This window comes from Haloechinothrix halophila YIM 93223 (genome assembly GCF_000504245.1).
Lineage (GTDB): Bacteria > Actinomycetota > Actinomycetes > Mycobacteriales > Pseudonocardiaceae > Haloechinothrix_A > Haloechinothrix_A halophila.
This window is the reverse complement of the sequence record NZ_KI632509.1, coordinates 4,796,103-4,815,198: the sequence shown is the minus strand read 5'-3', so window position 1 is coordinate 4,815,198 and position 19,096 is coordinate 4,796,103. Positions and strand designations below refer to the sequence as shown.

Annotated in this window: 13 protein-coding genes; all 13 read left to right on the top strand. The window is 67.1% G+C overall.

All coding sequences use genetic code 11. The features are described 5' to 3' along the window. Position 1 precedes the first annotated feature (1 nt). On the top strand, positions 2-3,925 hold the full coding sequence (locus AMYHA_RS21890) for a WD40 repeat domain-containing protein (protein ID WP_051400173.1): 3,924 nt from the start codon (positions 2-4) through the stop codon (positions 3,923-3,925). A gap of 778 nt (positions 3,926-4,703) precedes the next feature. Further along, entirely contained in the window at positions 4,704-5,435 is a 732-nt protein-coding gene (locus AMYHA_RS21885) for a thioesterase II family protein (protein WP_169732965.1), read from the top strand. Positions 5,436-5,520: 85 nt separating this feature from the next. Then, the gene (locus tag AMYHA_RS21880; protein ID WP_231104858.1) at positions 5,521-6,399 is read left to right on the top strand and encodes an isocitrate lyase/PEP mutase family protein; all 879 of its coding nucleotides are present in this window, start codon (positions 5,521-5,523) and stop codon (positions 6,397-6,399) included. Next, positions 6,399-7,343 (top strand): hypothetical protein, encoded by a 945-nt coding sequence (locus AMYHA_RS21875; protein ID WP_034274111.1) that lies wholly within the window; start codon positions 6,399-6,401, stop codon positions 7,341-7,343. The genes AMYHA_RS21880 and AMYHA_RS21875 overlap by 1 nt, the downstream gene beginning before the upstream one ends. Positions 7,344-7,360: 17 nt before the next feature. Then, complete coding sequence (locus AMYHA_RS21870) at positions 7,361-9,559, top strand: iron-containing redox enzyme family protein (protein WP_051400171.1); 2,199 nt, start codon at positions 7,361-7,363, stop codon at positions 9,557-9,559. Positions 9,560-9,571: 12 nt separating this feature from the next. Beyond that, a complete protein-coding gene (locus AMYHA_RS21865; RefSeq protein ID WP_034274109.1) occupies positions 9,572-10,723 on the top strand; it encodes an acyl-CoA dehydrogenase family protein in 1,152 nt (383 codons plus the stop codon). 46 nt (positions 10,724-10,769) lie between these two features. Beyond that, positions 10,770-11,888, top strand: coding sequence for a cytochrome P450 (locus AMYHA_RS21860; RefSeq protein WP_034274106.1), 1,119 nt, complete (start codon positions 10,770-10,772; stop codon positions 11,886-11,888). Beyond that, complete coding sequence (locus tag AMYHA_RS21855; protein WP_034274104.1) at positions 11,888-12,922, top strand: Rossmann-fold NAD(P)-binding domain-containing protein; 1,035 nt, start codon at positions 11,888-11,890, stop codon at positions 12,920-12,922. The genes AMYHA_RS21860 and AMYHA_RS21855 overlap by 1 nt, the downstream gene beginning before the upstream one ends. Next, the gene (locus tag AMYHA_RS21850) at positions 12,915-14,093 is read left to right on the top strand and encodes a saccharopine dehydrogenase C-terminal domain-containing protein (protein ID WP_051400170.1); all 1,179 of its coding nucleotides are present in this window, start codon (positions 12,915-12,917) and stop codon (positions 14,091-14,093) included. Before AMYHA_RS21855 ends, AMYHA_RS21850 begins: the two co-directional genes overlap by 8 nt. Next, on the top strand, positions 14,077-15,387 hold the full coding sequence (locus AMYHA_RS21845) for an ATP-grasp domain-containing protein (RefSeq protein ID WP_034274101.1): 1,311 nt from the start codon (positions 14,077-14,079) through the stop codon (positions 15,385-15,387). Before AMYHA_RS21850 ends, AMYHA_RS21845 begins: the two co-directional genes overlap by 17 nt. A 9-nt stretch (positions 15,388-15,396) precedes the next feature. Beyond that, a complete protein-coding gene (locus AMYHA_RS21840; protein WP_034274098.1) occupies positions 15,397-16,650 on the top strand; it encodes an MFS transporter in 1,254 nt (417 codons plus the stop codon). Continuing rightward, positions 16,619-18,007 carry a lysine N(6)-hydroxylase/L-ornithine N(5)-oxygenase family protein gene (locus AMYHA_RS21835; RefSeq protein ID WP_084037430.1) on the top strand — a complete coding sequence of 463 codons (1,389 nt, stop codon included), beginning with the start codon at positions 16,619-16,621 and terminating at the stop codon, positions 18,005-18,007. The genes AMYHA_RS21840 and AMYHA_RS21835 overlap by 32 nt, the downstream gene beginning before the upstream one ends. Positions 18,008-18,009: 2 nt before the next feature. Further along, entirely contained in the window at positions 18,010-19,095 is a 1,086-nt protein-coding gene (locus AMYHA_RS21830; RefSeq protein ID WP_051400168.1) for an NAD(P)/FAD-dependent oxidoreductase, read from the top strand. The last annotated feature ends 1 nt before the right edge of the window (position 19,096 follow it).

Genomic DNA, 19,096 nt, shown 5'->3' with positions numbered 1-19,096 from the left:
CGTGACCGAGACCGATGTGACCGACAGCACCCGTGCTGCCTTCGCCGAACGCTTCGCGCTGCTGTATGCGGAGGCGGGCAACCCGCCGTTGAAACGAGTCACCGAGTCGGTCGCGCGGGAACGCGGCGTCGACGACAACGGGCGTCCGGTGCGCGTGCCCGCGCAACGCATCAGCGACTGGCGGCGCGGCAGGAACGTGCCCGCCCGCTTCGCCGGACTCGCCGCCGTGCTGCGCGTGCTGATCGGTGAGGCGCGCAGGCGCAGGCCCGAGCCGGTGATCGCTGGTCTGTACGACATGACGACGTGGCGCTCCTGGTGGGAGGCCGCACTCGCCAGCCCGCTCTCGGACAGCGGCGAGGTGGTGTCGCCACGCGCCGCGGTCGAGGGCGATGCGGTGTGTCCGTACCGGGGACTGGCGGCGTTCCAGCAGTCCGACTCGGAGTGGTTCTTCGGGCGGGAGCGCGCCACCTCAGACCTGATCGCCCGCATCGCGCAGGCTGGCACCGACGGCGGGTTCGTGGTGCTGGTCGGCGCGTCCGGCGCGGGGAAGTCGTCGTTGCTGCGCGCGGGTCTCGGGCCCTCACTGTCGGCGGGCACGCTGGGGGAGGAGCAGACGTCGGAGCTGCCGATCACCACGCTGACGCCGGGCGCCGACCCGCTGGGTCAGCTCGCGGCGTTCGAGGGCGACGGCGCATCCGGAGACGGCGGTGATGCCGCAGGCTCCGATGCCGCCGATCCGGCAGGCGCGATCCCATGCGGCGTCCTGATCGTCGACCAGTTCGAAGAGCTATTCACGCTGTGCGACGACGAGGACGTCCGGATCGAGTTCGTACGACGCCTGCACGCGCTGTGCACCCCATCCGGCGACAGCCAGGCACCGTACGTCGTGGTGCTCGGTGTGCGCGCCGACTTCTATCACCACTGCCTCGGCTTCCCCGAGCTGGTCGATGCGATGCAGCGGCGGCAGCTCGCGCTCGGTGCGATGAGCGAGAGCGAACTCCGTGACGCCGTCGTGCGGCCCGCGAAAGCGGTCGGGCTGCAGTGGGAGCCGGGCCTTGTCGACTTGATGCTGGCCGACCTCGGCGCGACGCTGCGCCGCAGTGGTAGCCGTCCCAGCGGTGCGCCCGGTTACGAGGCGGGCGCCCTGCCGCTACTCGCGCACGCGCTGCTCGCGACCTGGCAGCGCCGCGGCAACGGCAAGCTGACCGTCGCGGGCTACCGGCGCGCGGGTGGCATCCATGGCGCGGTCGCCGCCACCGCCGAGCGGGCATGGGCCGAGTTGGATGAGGACGCCGCCGAGGCAGCGCGCCGCATCCTGCTGCGGCTGGTCCGGGTTGGCGACGAGACGCGCGACGTCCGGCGCGTGGCCACCCGCGCCGAGCTGGTCGGCACCGACCCCGATCCGGCGCGCGAGCGGGCGCTGGAAGTCCTGGTACAGGCACGACTGGTCACCCTGGACGCCGAGTCGGTCGAGATCACTCACGAGGCGCTGCTCGACGCGTGGCCGAGGCTGCGCGGCTGGATCGACGACAACCGTGCCGAGAACCTGGCCCGGCAGCGGCTCGAAGCCGACGCCGCGACGTGGGACGAGCAGGACCGTGACCCGTCGCTGCTGTATCGCGGCTCGCGGCTGGAGTCGTCCGAACAGCTCGCGTGCGAGTCCGGCACCGTCGAGCTGACCCCGCGCGCCCGGCGTTTCGTCCGGGTGTCCAGTCAGCAACACCGCAGGCAGCGCTGGCTACGGCGGGCCGCCGTCTCGCTCGTCGGCGTGTTCGCGCTGATCGCGGCGGGAGCCGCGGCTATCGCCGTCAACGAACGCGATGACGCCGAGTTCCGGCAGATCGTGGCAGAGGCGGACAGCATCGCGACCGAAGACCCGTCGCTATCCGCGCAGCTCAGCCTGGTCGCGCACCGAATGCGCCCGCAACACCAGGGCGTCGCCGCGCGGCTGCTGTCCACCGGCCAGTCGCCGCTGGCCACCCCGCTGCGCGGTCACGAGGGTGCGGTGTATCTGACATCGTTCAGCCCGGACGGCACGGTGCTCGCCACCGCCAGCGGGGACAGGACCGTGCGGTTGTGGGACGTCTCGGATCCGGCGAATGTCATGCCGCTCGGAGAGCCGCTGACCGGGCACGAGAGCTGGGTGAGCTCGGCAGTGTTCAGCCCGGACGGTGACACCCTCGCCACCACCGGCGACGACGCCACGATCCGGTTCTGGGACGTCTCAGACCCCGCTGCCGTCACGCGAATCGGGGAACCGCTCCGGCCCGGCAACGGCACGATGTACCTGCTCGCGTTCGGCCCGGACGGTGACCTGCTCGCTACCGCCAACGATGACGGCACCGTCGGCCTGTGGGACGTCTCCGATCCGTCGCGGCCGACGCGGTTGGACGTGCTGACCGGGCACGACGCCGCGGTCCGGTCGATCGCGTTCAGCCCGGACGGCACCGTGCTCGCCAGCGGCAGCGATGACCACGACGTCCGGCTCTGGGATGTCTCCCACCCGCGCGGTCCGGAGCAACTCGGCGAACCGCTGACCGGTGCGGCGGACATGGTGCACTCTGTGGCGTTCAGCCCGGACGGTGACACGCTCGCGGTGGGGGTCGAGGACACCACGGTGCGGTTGTGGGATGTCTCCGACCCGAGGCGGGCGCGGCAGCACGACACGCTGACCGGGCACGAGGGCTTGGTGTGGTCGGTCAAGTTCAGCCCTGACGGGCGGCGGCTCGCCTCAGCCAGTGCTGACGGCACCACCCGGCTGTGGAACGTCACCGATCCGGCGCACGCTGTGCCGTTCGGTGAGCCGCTTTCTGCGCGATCGGGCACCGTCTACGCGGTCGGGTTCAGTCCGGACGGGGCTCGGCTGGCCACCGGCAGCGACGACGGGGTCGCGCGAGTGTGGTCGCTGCCGAGTGGCGCGCTGGCCAGCCACCCGGACGGCGTCAGCGCGGTCGCCGTCGGCCCCCGTGGTGAGCTGATGGCCACCGGTGGGGCCGATCGGACGGCGCGGTTGTGGCGGATCGCTGACCGCGAGGACCCGACCCCGATCGGGCCGGTGTTGCGCGATGTGAAGGGCACGGTGTATGCGCTCGACTTCAGCTCGCGCGGCGGGCTGCTCGCGACCGGCGGCACCGACATCAAGGTCCGGTTGTGGCGGGTGGCCGATCCCGAGCACCCGGAGCTGGTGGCGACTCTGCCCGGGGCGGCGGGGTTCTTCGGTCCTGACGCGACCACGCTCGCCGTGGTCGACGGCATGGACTTGCGGCTCTACGACGTCTCGAATCCCGCGAAGCCGGAGAAGCTCGCTGACATCGACACCGGGCATTCCGCCTACATCACGTCCGGGGCGTTCAGCGCGGACGGCGAGACGTTCGTGACCGGCAGCTTCGACCAGACCGCCCGGTTGTGGGACGTCAGCGATCCAGGTGATCCGAAGCCACGTGGCGAGCCGTTGACCGGGCACTCCGGCCCGGTCTGGTCGGTCGCGTTTCACCCGAACGACTTCGCGCTCGCCACAGCGAGCGGCGACAAGACCATCCGGTTGTGGAGCACGCGGGACATGTCCGATGTGCACGCGCTCGGCGGCCCGCTGTACGGGCACACCGACACGGTGACGTCGGTGGCGTTCAGTCCGGACGGGTACCGGCTGATGAGCGGCAGCTACGACAAGACCGTTCGGATGTGGAAGGCGCCGCGGCTGCCAGGCTCGGTCGCGCTCACCGGGCACACCGGTGTGGTCGAATCGGTGGCGTTCACCCCGGACGGCGGCACCGTCGTCACCGGCGGCAGCGACGGCACCGCGCGCCTCTGGGACTACGACGTCGAGCGCAGCGTCGAGCGGATCTGCGCGGTCTCGTCTGGCGTGCTCACCCCGGCGGAATGGCGGCGCTACCTGCCGCAGGAGTCGTACGAGTCGCCATGCTGAGGGTGCGTGCGGGGTATTACTGAGCCCTTCTTCCCGCGAGACCACTCAGTGGTGATTGGTTGCGTGCCGCGCGGGAGAGAAATGATCGGCCGAATGACACTCCCTGGCTACGTATGTCGTAATGTCAGACCTTCTGGCGTACAACGAAAGTGGGGTCACTGAGCTGGATTGTGACGCTAGGTTAGTCTATTGTGGATGGTGTGATCCAGATCACACCCGTATAGATGATGGCAACCTCTCCATTGCGCTCGGTAATGTCGTTTTCGTCACATTGACTGAAAGTCGACGTGGAAACAGGCAGAGAGATATAGAGATGTCTTCGGGGATTACCGGGGGTTTGCGGATGTGTGGTCATACATCGTGGGACCTTATTCCGGCATTGTATAAAGGGGTTGACTAATAGCATTCGAAATGCGCTGAAATGATCGATCGACCATTGAACAGATTCGCGTGGTCGATCGGTGGGGCTGTGCTGCGCTGGCTGCGTGTCCTCGGATATCGCGTCGCCGTCCTGCTATCGTGACGGAATTTCCGCGGTATGGCGTGGATGGCGAGTTTCGGATCGCTGTGTGATTTTCGGATCGTCGTGGTGCGCTGGTGATCGGGGGAGGATTATGAGCTTTATCGGTCCTGGCTACGGAGTATTTTCGCGCAATCAAAGAACTTGGAAAACAGGGGAAACATGAAAGATCCGTACGTGTCGGGTACTCCCGAGTCCGAGAGTGCCGCCCGCAGTAGTGACTGGTTCATTACAGGCGCCCATTCGGAGTATCCGACGATGTTCATGTTCCCGCACGCGGGTGGTAGAGCCGAGCGATTCCTGGAGTGGCAACCGGAACTGGACGGCACGGTTCGGCTCGTCGGCGTGTGCCCGCCCGGTGCGGGGCACCGGTTCGCCGAGGAACGGCCGCGAACCGTCGTCGAGCTCGCGGATGCTGCCGCGACGGAGCTAGCCGAGGCAGCGGAAGGCGAGTTCTACCTGTTCGGCCACAGCCTTGGCGCGCTCGTGGCCTTCGAGGTGGCGCGACGGTTGCCTGTCCGTCCGGCTGCCCTCGTGGTGTCGGGATGCGCCGGACCGCGACTGCTTCCGTCGGAGCGAGTCGTGCGCCTTGCCTCGCTGCCGCCCGACAGTTTCCTGGAGGAAGCCCAGTTTTTCGGTGGCGTCCCGAGTGACAGTCTGCAATTTCCGGAGATGGCAGAGGTTCTTGTGGAGCGGCTGCGCCAGGAGTTCCGCATGGTAGCTGGTTACGTGTTCGAACCAGAGCCGGTTCTGAACATCCCGATCGTCACCGTGGTCGGTGAGTCCGACCCGCACGTGACCGGAACGAAGGCGAGTTGCTGGCAAGAGGTGACCGCGCACCCGATCGAGTCTCATGTGGTACCCGGCGGCCACTTCTATTTCGAGGAGAACGACGAGATCATCGCGATTCTGCGACGCCTGGTGCTGGCGACGTCCGACGGTCAGCGCGGCGAGGATTCGTCCACCGGAATTCATGTGTGGTCCATCTGATGCTCAACAACGTCACCTGGGTCGCTGATGTTCCCGAGGCGCATACGAGGAAAGGAGTAGCGACCATGTCGGTCGTGTTGGTGTGGTGAGTCCGGATCAACCAGGTGGTCATCACGATGCCGCTCGGGCGCCGGGTATTCAGGATCAGCGGGAACGCGCGCGGCGGTTCGTCGCGTTGCACGACGAGCCATTCATCATTCCGAATCCTTGGGACGCGGGAACCGCGATGATGCTCGAAGGCATGGGGTTTCGAGCGCTCGCGACGACCAGTGGTGGATTGGCGGCCATGCTCGGCAAGGTGGACCGGCGGGGTGAGGTCACCCGAGACGAGACGTTCCACAATGCCCGCGACATCGTCGAATCGACGTCGCTGCCGGTGTCGGTTGATCTCGAGGATGGCTTCGGAGCGACGGCATCGGAGGTCGCTGCGACGGTCACGGCCGCTGCGGCTACCGGGGCGGTTGGCGGATCGATCGAGGACGCCACCGGAAGCGATACGGCCCCGATCCGGGAGTTCGGCGACGCGGTCGAGCGGGTGACCGCAGCGGTGGAGGCCGCACGCGGGCTCGACATCCCGTTCACCGTCACCGCGCGTGCCGAGAACTTCCTGTACGGGCGGCACGATCTCGACGACACGGTCGCGCGGCTTCGCGCGTACGCGGACGCTGGTGCCGACGTGGTCTATGCCCCTGGCCTGCCTGGCGCCGAGGCGATCCGGCGGGTATGCGATGAGGTCGGCCGCCCGGTGAACGTACTGATGGGGGCGGGGCAGCGGCTGAGTGTCGCGGAACTGATCGATCTCGGGGTGCGGCGAATCTCGCTGGGGTCGTCGCTCTCGCGTGTGGCGCTCGCGGCGTTCCGGAAGGCGGCTGGAGAGGTGCTGGAGACGGGGACGTGTGACTTCGTGTCCGAATCCCTGTCCATCGCCGACATGCGCGAGCTGATGGGTAGGCAGGGCGCGTGATGCCGAACCTGATTGCGTTGGACTACGTCCTTGGTGAGATCGCCGAGCCGTACGACGCGGTCGAGAACTGGCAGCACAGGGCAGAGCGGTTGCGGATGGCGCCGGATCCCGAGCTGTGGGGGTGGGGTGAGGTGCGCAGGTCGGCACGTTCCTGCGCCCAGCTCGCCGTGGAGACAGGACAGGCGACGCTTGACCGCGCCGGTGTGCACGGCTCCGATGTGGACGAACTGTACCTGTGTTCGACAGCGTTCTCGCCCTCGCTCGCGGACCAGTCGGCGTTCGTCGCGGAGGTGACGTCCGGCCTGGGACTGCGCCACGCGGCCGTCACTGGCGTGACCCTGGGGCGCTGTACGAACCTGCTGCTGGCAGTGCGCGCGGCGTGCGCCGCGATCGCCGCGCGGCAGTGCGGCGTGGCATTGGTGATTACCGCCGATCGGATCAGCGGCGATGCCGAGCGGCTGGAAAGCTTCGCGCTCTTTTCCGATGGGGCCGCGAGCTGTCTCGTCGTGCCCAGCGATGGCGGGGACCCTTCGGGCGAGCACGGTGGCTTCCGTGTGGAGGGGAGCGCCGTGAGCCAGGACCTGTGCGCCAACGGTGTTGGTGAGCAGATCTCGGCCGAGCTGGCGATCGCGGTGAACAAGCGCATCGAGGACGCGACCAGTGTCTCGCCCGGTGATATCGCGGGCGTGATGCACAACAACCTCTACATCCCGCTGGTGACGTTGAAGGAGTCGCAAGCGGGGTTCCGATCGGACCAGCTCTTCCTGGCGAACATCGCCCGGTTCGGGCACTGTTTCGCCGCCGATCCGCTGATCAACCTCGTGGACAGGTACAGAGCCTCGGAACTCGTGGACGGTGAGCGCTACCTCCTTGCCTCAAGCGTTCCCGGTATGCGGGCCGGAGTGCTCGTGCGTTACCGCGCCCCGGTTCATACGACCTCGTAGCGCAACCCGGAGGAGACATGACCTTCCCTACAGCCCGGCAGGAGCGGGGACACGACCGCGATGTCACGACATCACTGCCACGCGGCACGGTCCATTGCGACGCTTCGGCTGTCGAGGCAGCGGGTGAGCTGCTGCGAAGCCAGAGCGGCACGTGGGTGGAGACGTTGCTCGGCGACGGCGAGTCCCAGGCGAGCCGTGCGCTCGCGGTGAGCATCATCGATGCGGTACTCACCGCACCACGGGGCAGCACCGTGGATGGCGCGGATATCGTCACGGACCTTCGCACGCGGCGCGCTGCGATGCGGCAACGCGTCCTACGCTGGCGTGACAGCGAGTCGTGGCTGTCGATCGTGCGACAGCGGTCACCGCTATCGCTGATCGCGGGATGCTGGCTGGACACGGTCTCGCAGCCGGCGACCGAGCCTGCGGTCGTCGTCAACCATCTCGGTGCCCATCACCTCGCGCTCAAGGGCGACGGTGTCATCACGAACTCACTCGAGGCGACCCGACGCCGGGCGCTGGAAGAGGCGGGGGTCCATCTCCCGCGACTGCGGGCGTCGGACTTCGTCGCCCGGTCGGAGGCACGCCCGCTCACCGCCGTGCACGCGGCGTTCTACCTGGCGCTGTGCCGGATGCCCGCGAGCTACCTCCCTGAGGTCGTCGGGGTGCACTGCGCCTACTTCCTGCTGGGACTCGACGACGCCATGTTCGGCAGGAATCCGGCGATCGACGAGGACGAGCTGGTCTCGGTCCTCGAGCTGTACGCCGAGTTGTGTGCCGAGTCGCCATCCGGGAGAGCTGACTGGTCCCGGATGGTGAACGCGGTATCAGCCGTCGTGGCGCTCGAGGACGAGTATCTCGCGATGCTCGACGACCTCGCTTCGTGGCAAGAGGGATTGTCGCTCGACGCGAAAGTCGCCGCCATCGTGATGCGGCACATCCCATTCGCCGGTAAGCAGCACAAGAACATCAAGGTCGGGGGGAGGCTGCTCACCGAGTGGTTCGCCGATCCAGACACCGCCGATGTCGAGGGCTTCCTCGCGGCCCTGCGCTCATCGCGCCTCGTGCGGCGCCGCGCCGACGGCTCGGTCCGGTTTCTGGACGCCATCAAGTTCGGTGGCCCGATGTTCGGGATCTTCGACGCTCACGAAGCGGCGACCTTTGCCGAGTGGATCCAGTCGATCCACGACGGCGCCGAGCCCGCTGTCGATATTTCGCCCTGTCGCGCGGGTGACAGCGCGACACAGAGGTGGCGGGAACGAGTCGCCGACCAAGCGCGGTCCGGCCGTGTCGTCACAGCGGAGGCAGCGGAGCTGGATGATCGGGAACTGTTCTACCGGCTGGTCAACATCGAGCGTTTCCCGCACGTGCTTCCGCTGGCGAAGCAGCGCGCTGAGCAAGGACTGCGCGATGCCGAGATCCTGTTCGAGCACGGCGCCGATGGGCGCTACACCGATGCCTCGTTCTTCGAGTACAGCCCGCAGGCGCTGCTGGAGCGAGCCGAACGGATCTACTGGGACAAGCTCGTCGAACCGTACCGCAAGCTCGACACCATTCCCGATCGCGACGAGGTCATCTTCGGCCAGAAGCTCACCGCGTTCGGCAGCCTGATCGACGGCGCGTGGGTTCACCGTATCGGCGGCGTCGGCCGCTTCGATCACCGTGCCGACGGGATGCTGCTGGGGATCTACGCCGACGAGATGGGGCGTGGGTATGTCACGAAGAACCACATCACGCTGATCCGGCGGGTGCTGGCCAGCATGGATATCCACCTGCCGCACATCAGGAGCGAGGAGTTCACGGAGCAGGCCGAACTCCCTGACATCTACGCGTTCCCCATCCATCAGCTGAGTCTCGCGCTGTTTCCGGAGTCCTTCTACGACGAGATCGTCGGATACAACCTGGGCATCGAAATGCTCGGTCTCGGTGAGATGCGGCTTCACGAGATCCAGAAGCTACGCCGATGGGGATTCGACACGGTCTACGAGGAAGCCCACCTGACCATCGACAACTTCTCGGCGGGGCATGCCCGCCAGTCGGTGGATCTCATCACCGTGCACCTGGACGACATCGCCCGGCACAGCGGGGACGCGGAAGTGCGGCGGCGGTGGCGGCGCGTGTGGCGCGGCTACGCGTCATTCGCCTATTTCCTGGAGGTCGATCTGGTGAAGTCGCTCAACCGCACGCGCCAGCTGTCCAGCGAAATGATCATCTGAGGTGTCTGGACGATGACTACTTGCGTGAGCCACGACCCGGCGATCCTCAACCTCCCGCTCTATGACAACGGGCATCGGGCCCTCGCCGAACGGCTCGAAGACTGGTGCGGCAGCAGGATGTCCGACTGGGAACGGGACAGCGATCGCGACCCCGCCGAGCGCTGTCGTGCCCTGATGGCCGAGCTCGGGGACGCCGGATGGTTGGCGCACCTCGACGGCGGCGGGGAGGCGTCCGACATGCGGTCCGTCTGCGTGCGTCGCCAGACACTGGCATACCACGAGGACCTCAGCGACCTGACGTATTCGATCCAGGAGCTGGCCGCGATCGCGGTGGCCAGGTACGGAACCGCCGAGCAGCGAGGCCGTTACCTGCCGGGGATGTCGGACGGTTCCGTGGTGGCGGCGGTGGCGCTCTCCGAGGAGGGGGCGGGCTCGGATTTGGGCGCTGTCGCGCTGCGTGCCGAGCCCAGCCATGACGGGTACGTGCTCAACGGTGTCAAGACGTGGATCGCTCTCGGCGACATCGCCGACATGTGTGTGGTGTTGGCTCGTACCGGTGATGGGCCGGGTCCGCTGGGGCTGTCCGCGTTCCTCGTCGACATGCACGCGACGGGCGTGACACGCGGCGCCATCGAGGCCATCGCGCCCCGCTCGTGGGCCGAGCTGACGTTCACCGACTGCCACGTCGGCACCGGGGCCCTGCTTGGCGAGCGGGGCCAGGGGTTCGTCGTTGCCCTCGAGATGCTGGAACGGTTCCGCATGACCGTGGCCGCAGCGGCGGTCGGCTTCGGGAGGCGTGCGTACCGGCTCGCGCTCGACCGGGCACGCGGCCGGGAAGCGTTCGGCGGCCGGCTCGCCGATCTCCAGCTCGTGAAATCGTCCCTGACGTCGATGGATGTCAGGTTGTCCGCCGCGGCGCTGCTGACGGCGCGTGCGGCCTTGGCGCTGGACACCGGCGGCGAGTACGCCAAGGACTCCGCCGTAGCCAAGCTGTACGCGACCGAATCAGCGGGGCAGGTCGTCGACGCCGCTGTCCAGGTCTTCGGCGCGGCAGGGGTCGTGTCCGGTACGGCGATCGAGCGGCTCTACCGGCAGGTTCGCGCGCTTCGCATCTACGAGGGGTCCTCGGAACTGCTTGCGATGACGATCGCGGAGTCGTTGTGACAGGTCAGGCGACACACCAACCACGCGACCACTGCCGGGAGGTTCGATGACAACACCGCTCGACGCCCTACGACTCGACGACCCCTATCCCTACTACGCGCGCCGCGCCGCGGAGCAGCCGTTCGCGTTCGACCCGACGCTCGACATGTGGGTCGCGGCTGACGCCCGCGCTGTCCACGATGTGCTGCGCGCGCCGGAACTCGCCGTGCGGCCGCCGGGGAACAGCGTCCCCGGCCCGATCAGGGACACGGCGGCGGGCTCGGTCTACAAGGACCTGATACGGATGCGGGACGACGCGGCGCGAGACGAACTCAAGGACGCGGTCGTCACGACGCTCTCGCGGGTGACGGCAACCGAGGTCGCGCGCGTCGCCGGTGAGCTCGCCAGGGACGCGGTGCGACGCGGGCCCGACTACCGCGAGCTCGCGTTCGGCGTCCCCGCCGCCACGGTCGCCACGCTGTGCGGCGTGCCCGCAGCCGAGGTAGGGCGGGCTGCCGAGGTGACAGCGGAGTTCGTCCGGTGCATTCCCGGCTCGGCGACGGCTGAGGACTGCGCGGCGGCAGCGGCGGCGGCCGATGAGCTGCGGCCGTTGATCGCCACGGCCGCAGCGAAGGGGGACGGCCTCGTCGCCAGCCTCATGGCGGCGACCGGCGCCTCAGGCGCGACGGAGAGTGAGGTGGTCTCCAACGGGATCGGATTCCTCTCCCAGACCTACGACGCGACAGCCGGTCTCGTGGGCAACGCGTTGCGCGCGCGAACCACGTACGATCTTGGCCCGAGCGCGCACGCGTTCGTCGCCGAGGTCGCCCGGCACGATGCGCCGATCCAGAACACCCGCCGGTTCGCCACCGAGCCCTACCGCTACGGACCGCACACCGTGCGGGCGGGGCAGGTCGTCCTCGTGCTGCTCGCGGCGGCCAACCGCGACCCGATGGTCAACGAGGACCCGGACGAATTCCGGCCCGACCGGTCCGATCCCGTCACGTTCACCTTCAGTGCTGGCGCGCACGAATGCCCGGGCCGTGCGCTGGCGATCGGGATCGCGGCGGAGATCCTGTCCGTGCTCGATGAGGCTGGCTGGTCCCCCGGTGACCTTCATGGGCCCGTGCGGTACATGCCCTCGCCCAACGCGCGCATCCCCGTGTTCGGCAGAGAGGAACGGTGATGAACGGCCTCGACCTGTGGCTTCGAGCCGAGACGTACACCGGCGAGCGTCGTACGCCGCTTGCCCCGAGCGATGTGGCCGCGCTCGTCGACCAGGGCGCGAGCGTCACTGTCGAGGATTCGGCCGCGCGCTGCTACCCGGTCGAGGACTTCGAAGCGTCGGGAGCCTGTACGGCGGAGACCGGGAGCTGGGTTGACGCGCCGCCCGATACCTACATTCTCGGGGTGAAGGCGCTTCCCGACGAGCCCGAACCGCTCAGCGGGCGTCATCTGTATTTCGCGCATGCCTTCCGGGGGCAGCGGGGCACCGACCGGCTACTCGACCGGTTCCTTGCCGGTCGGGGTGAGCTTCTCGACCTCGAATACGTGACGGACGGGGAGGGCAAGCGGCTCGCGGCGTTCGGCAGGTGGGCCGGATATGTGGCCGCAGCGCTCGCGGTGTTGCAGTGGAACGGCCGCCTGCCCCTGCCGCTGGAGCCGACAAGCCGTGGCGAGCTCGATGCCAGTATCGCCGGGTTCCCGACCACGCCAAGGGTGCTGGTGATCGGCGGGCTCGGCCGATGCGGTCGGGGAGCCAGGGAAGCGCTGGCTCAGGCGGGGATCCGGCCGACGCTGTGGGACGTTCGGGAGACCGCCCGGCTCGATCGCGACGCGATACAGGACCATGACATTCTCATCAACACCGTCGGCGGGAGCGGCCCAAGCGACGTCCTGCTCGCCCCGCAGCACCTGCGGCTGAACCGGCGGCTCGCGCTGATTGTCGACGTCACCTGCGACGTCGGTTCCCCGAATCACCTACTCCCTGTCTACGACCAGCTCACGACCTGGGATGAGCCGGTTCGTACGGTCACCGACGGCCTGTCGGTCATCGCGATCGACAACCTCCCGTCATTACTTCCTCGTGAGGCAAGCGCTGACTTCTCCGGCCAGCTTGCCCCGCTCCTCGAACAACTTCCCGACGGCACCTGCTGGCAGCGCTGTCGCGATGCCTTCCTGGCCGCTCTGGACACCAAGGAGATGATTCGCCATGACTGAGCGATGGATCGAGCCGAGCGGCACCGTCCACTGGGTCGGCACCGGAATGTCGACAGGCCACAGTGGATTGACGGCGCTCGCCGAGGACACCGACGTCGTGCTGTGGGGCCGTACCCGCGAACGAGCCAGGCGACGCCTCGAGATGCTCGATGTGAGCGCGTCCGTGTCGGTGCGCGGTCTCGACCGCGATGATCTGGCCGACTCGATTGGGCCTGGCGACGTCGTCGTGTCGATGCTCCCTGTCGCGCACCACACCGAGTTGCTGCGGACGGCACTCGACAACCGTGCGCACTTCGCCTGCACCAGTTACACCGCACCCGAGGTGGCCGAGCTGTCACAGCGGGCGCGCGAGGTGGGAACCGTCGTGCTCACCGAAGCAGGCCTCGACCCGGGAATCGACCATCTCATGGCTCATGTCCTGGTCACCCAGGCACGTGAGCAGGTAGGGGACACGGCCGATCGGGTCGCGTTGACCTCGTATTGTGGCGGCATTCCCGCGCATCCGGGGGAGTTCCGGTACCAGTTCAGCTGGGCACCGGTCGGTGTGCTGCGGGCGCTGACCACCCCGGCGAGGTATATCCACGGCGGTCAGGTCAGGGTCGCCGAGCGGCCGTGGGAAGCCACCGAGACCTACACGGTCGGCGGGGAAGCCTTCGAGGTCTATCCTAACCGGGACAGCATCGGTTTCACGAGCCAGTACGGACTTCCTCCGGAATGGACAGTGGAAACGTTCGTTCGCGGCACACTCCGTCCGAGCGGATGGAAGCGCGCATGGGGGCCGGTATTCGACGTCGTCGCTTCCGGAGCGGACGACCGGATCGTGGCGCTCGCGGAAGATCTCGCCGAGCGGTATCCGACAACGCCGGAGGACCGAGACCGGGTCGTACTCGCCGTCACGCTCGAAGTCGAGCACGCCGACGTGCGATGGGAAGGCTGCTACACGCTCGACGTGGCCGGTGACCACACGGATACGGCGATGGCGCGCTGTGTGTCGAGTTCGCTGGCCAGTGGCCTGCGCTCGGTCGTGAAGTCGCGATGGCAACCGGGGCTGCACCGCGCGACAGCTGATCCAAGCGAGGCGAACGAATGGCTCACCAGTCTGGCAGGCCACGACCTGCCGATGACCTATCACTCAAGCGAAAAGGGAAGGCGTGATGTCCGCGATGACTGACCGGCCACGAGCATTCATCCTCACCGGCGCGTTCTGGGTGATCTGCCGTAATCCGCGTTACCTCAGCGAGCTGGTCGAGCGGGGGTTGCGCGTGCTGATCATCACGCCCGAGAAGTTCCGAGCGCAGGCGGATGCCTTCCGCGCCAAGGGCGAGGGACCCGCTGCGCTCATCGACGACATCGGTTACGTGAACGGTTCCCTCGACAGAGAGGCATCGTTCATGCCTGACGTCATGGCAACCGTGATGCGCTGGCGCAGGCAGTACCACATCGAGGGGATCTACGCGGTTGGTGAGACCTTGGTGGAGCCGTCCGGTGTGGTGGCCGACGCGTTCGACGCGCCGTTTCCCGGCCTGCGCGCCACCCGCGTGTGCCGGAGCAAGTACCTGCAACGGCTGTACCTGGACGAGATGAGTCCCGAGTCGCTAGTCATCCCGCCTGAGGAACGGGATGCCATCGACCCCGCACAGCTCACGTATCCCTCGGTGGTCAAACCCGCGACGCGGCATTCGTCCTCCGGCGTGGTGGTAGCCACCGATCCCGAGGTGATGAAGACGGAACTGGCCGGTTACCCGGACCACGAGACGCTGCTTGTCGAGCACTGTGTGAGCGGACCGGAGTATTCGGTCGAGACGCTGACACAACACGGCCGCCCGGTCTTCTCCTCGGTGACCACCAAAGCCACAACGGATACGCACAGCCGTACCTTCGTGGAGCTGTCCCACACTGTCGGCGCCACGAACGAGATCACAAGGGTGCTGCGTGACGCCGACGCCGATGTGCTGCGCCGGTTGCGTTTCGAGGACGGGATCACCCACTCCGAATGGCGGGTGGACGATTCGCGCCGACCGTGGCTGATGGAGATCGCGGCGCGTACCCCTGGCGACGGGCTGCTCGTCCTCTACGAGCTGGCGACCGGCCAACCGCTCGAGCCGCAGATCGTGCGGGTCGCGCTCGGAGAACCGGCCAGCTACCCGCAGCCGCATCGGGTCGCTCGGCAAGTTTACGTGGAACATCCCCTTGGCGTTCTGGAGGACGTACAGCTCGACTGGTCCGGTGTCGAGCCCGACTGGCTCGGCGAAGGCGGGCTGTGGCCCTACCTGCCTCCGGGGAACCCGGAGGATCCCCCTGCGCTTCGGGCTGTCTTCGTGCAGAAGGAGAAGGGGACTCGCCTGGAACCACTGCGCTCGTCCGACGACCGCGCGGTCACGTTCTTCATCGACGCCCCCACCGTCGAGCAGCTCGACACGCTGCATGCCGAGGTTCTGTCCGCGCTCGACATCGTTGTTTCCTAGGAGATCTCCGTGACCGCAGCTCCGTCGTCCACAGCCCCGAAGATCGGGGAGACCTTTCGCGACAGTCCCCTTAGCGCGAAGGTCATCTTGCTCGGTGTGACCGTCAACCGGCTCTCCGGGTTCCTGCAGATCTTCATCGTCCTCTTCCTCACCGCCGAGGGATATTCGTCAGAGCAGGCGGTCATCGCCGTCGGGGTATACGGTGCTGGTGCGGTCGCGGGCGCTCTCGGTGGAGGTACAGCTACTGCCTGGCTGGGGCCGAAGGCGGCCACCGTCGCCAGCATGGCCTCGACCGCCGTGCTGACCGCCGCGCTCCTGTACCTACCAAGCTATGCGCTCGTGCTTGTGGTCGTCGCCGGGGCCAGTGCGTGCGTGCAGCTCTTCCGCCCCGCTTCCACCATGCTGCTCTCGTCGCTCACCTCGGACGAGCGCCAGGTGATGATCTTCGCGATGTATCGCCTAGGGCTGAACATCGGTGCTACGGGAGCTCCGATGGTCGGCTACGGGCTCTACCACCTCGGTGGCGAGAGCTTCGTGTACGTATTCTGGGGCGAGGCGCTGATCGCCGCGATCTACGCCGCGCTCGCGGCAGCGACGCTCCCGGCGAAGGCGGCCCTGCCCTCGACCCCCGAAGAGCAGACTGACCAAGGCAAGCAGGGGTACCTCGCGGTGCTCGGCGACCGCAAGTTCGTGGCGTATCTGGTGGCCACGCTGCTGCACTCGGCCGTGTTCGTGCAGTACGTGACCACACTGCCGCTGTACGTCGAGGACGTCGGCATGGCGCTGCTCTGGTACACCCTCGCGGTGTCGATGAACGGGGTCATCGTCATCGCCTTCGAGATGGTCGTCACGAAGGTGACGCAGCGGCAGTCGTCCCGGTTGGTGCTGGCAGGCGGGTTCGCGCTGGTCGGCGCCGGGGTCGCCGCCTACGGGCTTCCCATTGGACCCGCCGCCCTCATCATCGGGACACTGATCTGGTCGCTCGGTGAGATCGTATCCGGGCCGACGTTCTTCGCCCATCCCGCTAACGCGGGACCGCAGCGACTCAAGTCGCACTATCTCGGCAGCTTTCACTTCATGTTCAGCTCGGGCATCGCCGTCGGGCCACTCGTGGGGGGATGGCTGTACCTGCACATGGGCACGTGGGCGTGGCCGGTGATGGCCGCAGGCTCGTTGCTGGCGGCGGTCATCGTGTGGAACTGCGTGAATCCGGAAAGAGCAATTCGTTGTGATGCCGCAGTGGTCGACTTCGACGAGCGATGACCCGCTCGCTCTGCCACAGGAAGGACTTGACGTGGGACGTGAACAACACGCGAGAAAGAGCCCCGAGGACGGGAGACGGCCGGAGCACTACCGCCTTATCGGTATTGGCGCAGGCCCAGCCAACTTGAGTTTGGCGTCACTGCTGTACGAGGACCCGACGGTTCCGAATGTGTTCTTCGATCGTAAGAATAGTTTCACTTGGCATGATGACCAGCTCATCGCCGGGGCGACACTCCAGGTCTCCATATTCAAGGACCTGGTGAGTCTGTCCGATCCGACGAATCGGTTCTCGTTCCTGTCTTACCTCCACGAGCACGGGCGCATATACCATTTTCTGAACGCCCAGTTCACTGAGATACCTCGGAGCGAGTTTCGCAACTACTTGGAATGGGCTACCGGGAAAAATCCCAACATCGTGTTCTCCGAGACAGTCGAGCGCGTCGAATTCGACGACGTCTTCCGTGTGGTTACTGATCGCAGGCAGGTCACAGCGGACAACATTGCCGTAGGGGTGGGCACTGTCCGGTGGGTACCCGAGTTCGCGTACCGGCACCTGGGAAAGGACCAGTTCCACGTCAGCGAGTACGGGCAGCGGGCTGCGGACCTGGCAGGCAAACGCGTCGCCGTCGTCGGCGGCGGCCAGTCGGGTGCCGAGGTGGTTCTGGATCTGCTGTCGAAACTCGAGCCGGAACGCCCTGCCGAAGTGCAGTGGATCTCCCGGCGACGCAACTACTTCCCGCTGGACGACTCCACGTTCACCAATGACTTCTTCATGCCGGATTATTCCGACTACTTCTTCCGGCTGCCGGAGGCCGCGCGCAGCGAGATCAACTCCCAGCACGTGCTGACGTCGGACGGGATCTCCGAGTCGACGCTCAGGGCGATTTATCAGGAGCTGTACCGGGTCCAGTTCATCGAGCAGGACGCGCGTCGCTGCACGCTGCTTCCGAACCGCGCGGTCTCGAGCGTCGATCAGCTCCCCGATGGCTCCTGGGAGCTCTCGCTGACGCACAACGACGAACGGGACCAGACGCAGCGAGCCGTCGTCGACGCTGTGGTGTGGGCGACGGGCTACCAGCCCGCGCCGAAGACATTCCTCGAGCCGCTGCTTGGGCGGATCGAGACCGAGAACGGTGAGTTCCGCGTCGACGAGGATTTCGCGGTCGCCTGGGACGGGCCGGTGGACCGCAACATCTTTGTGCAGAACGCCGTGCGCGCACAGCGAGGCTTACCCGACGTCAACCTGAGCCTCAACGCCTGGCGGGCGCAACGTATCGCGAACCGGCTGCGGGGCGATCCAGGGAGCGAACCGGCGGTGTCGTTCATCGACTGGTCAGTGAAGGGCGGGCGTGAATAGCCGTGAACGAGACCGACATCGCCGTCGTCGGGGGAGGGATCATCGGCGCGGTCGTCAGTCGCGAGCTGGTGTCGGCGCTGCCCGGCGCGCGCATCACCGTGTTCGAACGGGACCTGATCGGGCAGGGAGCAAGTAGCCGTTCGGCGGGAGTCCACTTTCCACGTGGCGGGAACGAGCGGGTCAGGTCCATGAGTGAGTTCAGCCATCATTACTGGCAACGGCACATTGCCGAGTGCGAGTTGCCGGTGCGCGACATCGCCTGCGCCGTAGTGGCACCGGATGCGAGCGCCGATGTGGTCGAGGAGTCCTATCTGGAGCTCGCCGAACTCCGGCCACTCCCGCTCGATCAGGTGGATGTGCGGGGCTGGAGTCGCCCGTCGGGAACGAGGGCGTGGTCGGTACGGGGGTGTCACTATGCCGACGTGCCTTCCGTGGCTCGACGCCTGCTGACCGCACTGCGTGGAAGTACCACCGTCTGGGAGGGCAGCGCCGTCGTCGCCATCGACGGTGACGGAGACGGCTACCGCTTGACGCTCAGCCACGGTGCTGAGCTGCGCGCACGCCAGGTGGTCCTGACTCAAGGGCCGTGGGTGAACCGTCCGCCGTGGACGGAACTGACAGCGACGTTGGGTATCCGGATCAAGAAGATCGTTTCGGTTCACGTCGACGTGACTCCCCGTCCCGACGAGGAGTTGACGATCTTTCACGGCGAGGACGCCTTCCTGCTACCTGTACACCATCGCGGGCACCTGCTCTTCAGCTATACCTGCGATGAGTGGGACGTCGATCCCGATTCGGTCGTGACAGGGCTCGCACCCGGCGATCTCACGACAGCACGCGCCGTTCTCGGGCATTACTCGCCGTGGCTGGCGGACCGTTGCCGTTCGGGCCGCGTGTTCTGCGACGCCTACAGCGCCGCTGGTGCGCCGGTGGTAGCCGAACTGTCGCCCGGACTGGTCGTTGCTTCCGCCGCAGGAGGCTCCGGGTACCGGCTGGCCCCCGCCATCGCCACCGAGGTCGTTGCCGCGCTCGGTGCCACTCCCACTACCGCGACGCCGGTCGGTGCCCGTAACAACAGCGAGAGGTGAA

Coding starts and splice junctions, on each gene's coding strand:
- AMYHA_RS21885 (WP_169732965.1), top strand. CDS start 4,704: ATGTTCATGTTCCCGCACGCGGGTGGTAGAGCCGAGCGATTCCTGGAG.
- AMYHA_RS21875 (WP_034274111.1), top strand. CDS start 6,399: ATGCCGAACCTGATTGCGTTGGACTACGTCCTTGGTGAGATCGCCGAG.
- AMYHA_RS21870 (WP_051400171.1), top strand. CDS start 7,361: ATGACCTTCCCTACAGCCCGGCAGGAGCGGGGACACGACCGCGATGTC.
- AMYHA_RS21865 (WP_034274109.1), top strand. CDS start 9,572: ATGACTACTTGCGTGAGCCACGACCCGGCGATCCTCAACCTCCCGCTC.
- AMYHA_RS21860 (WP_034274106.1), top strand. CDS start 10,770: ATGACAACACCGCTCGACGCCCTACGACTCGACGACCCCTATCCCTAC.
- AMYHA_RS21855 (WP_034274104.1), top strand. CDS start 11,888: ATGAACGGCCTCGACCTGTGGCTTCGAGCCGAGACGTACACCGGCGAG.
- AMYHA_RS21850 (WP_051400170.1), top strand. CDS start 12,915: ATGACTGAGCGATGGATCGAGCCGAGCGGCACCGTCCACTGGGTCGGC.
- AMYHA_RS21845 (WP_034274101.1), top strand. CDS start 14,077: ATGTCCGCGATGACTGACCGGCCACGAGCATTCATCCTCACCGGCGCG.
- AMYHA_RS21835 (WP_084037430.1), top strand. CDS start 16,619: ATGCCGCAGTGGTCGACTTCGACGAGCGATGACCCGCTCGCTCTGCCA.